Origin of the sequence: Streptomyces sp. NPDC091416 (assembly GCF_044756845.1) — a bacterium.
Classification (GTDB): Bacteria; Actinomycetota; Actinomycetes; order Streptomycetales; family Streptomycetaceae; genus Streptomyces.
Genome location: NZ_JBIVTU010000050.1, coordinates 1 through 4047, shown reverse-complemented (window position 1 = coordinate 4047; position 4047 = coordinate 1). Strand labels below are relative to the sequence as shown.

Annotated in this window: 4 protein-coding genes and 1 pseudogene; all 5 read right to left on the bottom strand. The window is 68.8% G+C overall.

Annotated elements, in window-relative coordinates:
• Positions 1-48: 48 nt before the first annotated feature.
• Positions 49-1242 carry an RNA polymerase sigma factor gene (locus ACIQMX_RS42355; protein ID WP_402487042.1) on the bottom strand — a complete coding sequence of 398 codons (1194 nt, stop codon included), beginning with the start codon at positions 1240-1242 and terminating at the stop codon, positions 49-51.
• Positions 1243-1301: 59 nt separating this feature from the next.
• Positions 1302-1643, bottom strand: a complete 342-nt coding sequence (locus ACIQMX_RS42350) for a YciI family protein (protein ID WP_402487039.1) — start codon at positions 1641-1643, stop codon at positions 1302-1304.
• Between the two features lie 100 nt (positions 1644-1743).
• Entirely contained in the window at positions 1744-2235 is a 492-nt protein-coding gene (locus ACIQMX_RS42345) for a DinB family protein (RefSeq protein ID WP_402487037.1), read from the bottom strand.
• 508 nt (positions 2236-2743) lie between these two features.
• Positions 2744-3340 (bottom strand): annotated as a pseudogene (locus tag ACIQMX_RS42340) (transposase family protein); the annotation flags it as partial.
• A gap of 76 nt (positions 3341-3416) precedes the next feature.
• Positions 3417-3866: an SUKH-4 family immunity protein gene (locus ACIQMX_RS42335; RefSeq protein WP_363069947.1), complete on the bottom strand. Its 450-nt coding sequence runs from the start codon at positions 3864-3866 to the stop codon at positions 3417-3419.
• Between the last annotated feature and the right edge of the window lie 181 nt (positions 3867-4047).

Below are 4047 nucleotides of genomic sequence, written 5' to 3'. Positions count from 1 at the left end.
GCTCAGCCGAAGGCCGCCCGCATGTACCGCAGTTACCAGTCCGAGTGATCAAGTACGAGGACTCGTTCGGGCCCTGAGGTTAAAGATCAAGTTAGTCGTCAGCGAGGCGAGCCGTCGGTGTAGGAAGCGGGCCTCGGATCCGTCATCGGCCACCAGCTGCAGCGCATCCTCGTACGCGGCCCTGGCCTCCTCGGTGCGGCCGACGCGGCGCAGAAAGTCCGCGCGGGCCGCCGGAAGCAGGTGGTAGCTGGCCAACACGTCGGCGTCCAGCGCATCGAGCGCGTCGAGCCCGACCGTGAAGCCGTCGCGGAAGCCCACCGCCACTGCCCGATTGAGCGCGGCCACGGGGGAGGGCTGGGCGGCAAGCAGCGCGTCGTACAGCGGGACGATCGCATGCCAGGGCGTCGCCTGCGCGGACGGCGCGGACGCGTGGCAGGCTGCGATCCGTGCCTGCAGCCGGTAGGGGCCCGGCGGACGGCTGGAGTGTGTCGCGCGGCGCAGTTCGCGGTGTGCCTCGGCGGTCAGCACCGGATTCCAGAGGGACCGGTCCTGCTCCTCCATGGGCACCAGATCACCTGCGGCGTCGAACCGGGTGGCGCGGCGGGCCTGCTGGAACATGATCAGGGCCAGCAGGCCGCGTGCCTCGTCGGCGGACGGCATCAGGTCGACCAGCATCCGCGCAAGGCGCAGCGCCTCGTCCGCAAGGCGGCCTTCGAGCTGTCCGTAGCCGGCATTGAAGACGAGGTAGAGGACGGCGAGCACCCCGTCGGTGCGCTCGGCCAGTAGCTCGTCCGTCGGCACCCGGTACGGGATCGCGGCGTGGCTGATCTTGCGCTTGGTACGCAGCAGCCGCTGGGACATGGCGCTCTCGGAGACCAGGAAGGCGTCGGCGATCTGCGCGGTGGTGAGCCCGGCCACGGTCTTCAAGGTCAGCGCCACCCGGCCGTCAAGCGGCAGCGCCGGATGACAGCAGGCGAAGATCAGGCTCAGCCGGTCGTCGCGGTCCGCATCGATCTGCTCCGCCTCGTCCAGCAGCGCCCGTTCAGCCAGTTTGGCCTGCTCCGTGCGGCGGCGGCGCAGCACGTCGAGCGCCCGGTTGCGGGCCGTAGCGATCAGCCAGGCCGCGGGAGAGCGCGGCAGACCGGCCTCGGGCCAGTGCAGCAGCGCCTTCTCCACCGCGTCCTGCACACAGTCCTCAGCCAGCTCCCAGTCGCCCGTCAAGCGGATGAGTGTCGCGACCATGCCGGCTCGCTCCCCGGCGACGGCCGCGGCCGCGGCCGAAGACGCCGCGGCCGCCGCCGTCACGCGTGCTCGCCCGGCCAGAACGGGCGCAGTTCGAGCTTGCCGCCACTGGCCATCGGGTGCCGCGCCGCTATCGCGATGGCCTCGTCCAGATCCTCGCACTCCAGGATGTCGAAGCCGCAGATCCACTCCTTGGACTCGGTGAACGGGCCGTCAGTGACCAGTACTTGGCCGCGGCTGACTCGTACCGTCGTGGCATCGCTGAGCGGGCGCAGCCGCTCCCCGATGATCCGCTTGCCGCGGCCGTCGACGTCGGCCACCCACTCCTCGATCGTCACCTCGCCGGGCTCGGCCTCGGCCTCGGCGTCCGGATCGGCGACGACGAACATCATGTACCTCATGCGTGGGGTTCCTCCCTGCTCAACAGTGTGGACGACCATACGACGAACGGGCCGGCCTCGGATCCGACACTGCACCGGGCGAATTTCCCAGGTCTCCGCTTCACTGCACCACCCACTGCCGGCCGTCCAGCAACTCACGCGCCGCGTCGAGGTGCCCGGCGTGCACGGACGTCTCGACGAGGACGTGCGCCACGACGGACCGCACATCGGGGAAGTCCATCCCCCAGCCGGCCCAGACGGGGTCCGGCTGCATGGGCGGCGCGTCCAGGTCCGTCGCCGCGAGGATGGCGTCGGCACGTCGGATCTCCTCGCGGTAGTGGGCGAAGACGTCCTCGGCGTTCTCGTCCGCGCCGCCCCGCCAGTCGCCGCCCTTCTCGGTCGGCAGGATGTCCCGCGGCTCGCCGCCCACCACGCAGCGGAACCAGTACCGCTCGTCGGACAGCGTCAGATGTCTGACCAGCGACAAGCAGTTCCAGCCCGACGGCAGCACCGGGCCGCGCAACTGCTCCTCCGTCAGCCCTTCCAAGATCCCCAGCACATGCCCGCGCTGTCCCGCCAGGCGCCCAAGCAGCACCTCGGCTTCCCGCCCCATCCCGGATCTCCTTTTGTCGCAATGATTCGAGCTTCTTTCCCCTACGACGAACGGGACAGCGCGGAATCCGACAGCCGACGGCTCCCTGCCGTCGAAAGGGTGGCAGTCGCGGGCGGTCGGCCGGTCAGGTACCCGCGTGGCACGGCGCTCAGGGTGGGTGCTGCTACTGAGATGGGGTCGACCTCAACACGCTGACTTGACAGGGATGTCGTCACTGATCACGGCCCGGAACCTGTCGAGCTCCAGGACCTGCGTGGCGGGCCAGGTGCCCGCCCACGTTGACTTGCCCGAACCGGCCGCGCCGATCAGGCATACCAACGAGGGCTCGGGGATCGTCGTGTCAACGGGTAGCGCGTTGTCCAGACGGAACGGCTTCATGCGGCTTCTCCCTGCGGGTCAAGAGCACGGGTGGCGTAGTAGGTCTGCAGGCCGGCGTTCTCGGTGATGAGGGCTGCGGCCTCGTGCAGAAGGCACGACATCTCGCCGTCGCGGTCCGGCTCGATCCGCCCGGCAGCTCGCTCTGGCCGGGTTCTCGGCGGTGCGGGATGATGAGACCGGTGCCGCGGTAGCCGCCGTCGGCGATCACGGTGGTGTTGCCGACCGAGCTCTTGGCTCCGGACAGTTCCCACGCCTTGCAGTCGTTGCGGTTGCCGGGCACGGGTCGTCCGACGGAGACGACAAGGCGTGAGTCGGCATCGATGACGACCTGATGGTTGGTGGAGTAGCGGTAGTTCTTGGACTGCTCCGCCACACTGTGGTCCCGTGTCGGCACCAGGGTGCCGTCCACGATCAGCACCGTGTCTCTACGGAAACGGCTCCGCAGCCGCAACGCGAGCAGGGGCCCGAGCTGGCTCACGATCCGGCCCGCGGCCGACTTCGAGATCCCGAACAAGGGAGCCAGCTGCCGCAAGGTCAAGTTCGTTCGCCACTACGCGGCAACCAGCAACACCCGGTCTTCCAGCGGCAGACTCCACGGACGGCCCCTGCGAACGAGGGGCGGGCCTTGGCGCCGCAGCATGGTGATCAGTTTCCCGAACTGCTTCGGGCTCAGCCCGGAGTACGGTGCTATCCATGACGGCTCCGACGCCGTGATCACAGCCCCCACATGGAGATCATCTCAGCCACGGGCCTGGCCTCCCTGCACGGTCCAGACCTACGGGCCCTGGACCTGCCGGCCGAGGTCAGTAGAGCCAGCGGTCCAGGAGCCCTGGCCAGAGAAACCCCTCGTCGCCGCTGAAGGCCGCCGGGTCGATCTCCTTCAGCTCCTCGGCCAGCCGGTGCAGCTCGGCGAAAGCCCGCTCTTCCTCCTCCTCAGAGAAGTACTCCTCGGGACCGTCAGGCTCGCTGAGAAGCTCAGAGGCTGTGACCCGGCTGCCGTAGTGGTGAAGGACGTCGAGCCACACGCCGACACTCGAGTTGGCGAACCATGCCTCCCCGTCCGGCATCAGGGTCGGCTCAGCCTCGCTCTGCATCACAACTCGCTCGATCAGTCGCGGAGCTACCGGGATGCCCACCTCGGCAAGCTGCGCCTTCGGGGAGTCCGGGATCCGCCAGCCGGCCACCACGTCCCGTCCGGCACGCGTGACATGCCCCAGACCGGCCCACTCGGTCAGCTGGTCGTACGTCGCCATCGAACGGTCCTCTTCCGCCGGCTGTGCTCCTGACCCTATCCAGCCGGCCTCAGGTCAGAGCATGGCCGCGTTTGCGGGACAGCCCTTAGCTTGATCTTTAACCTCAGGGCCCGAACGAGTCCTCGTACTTGATCACTCGGACTGGTAACTGCGGTACATGCGGGCGGCCTTCGGCTGAGCA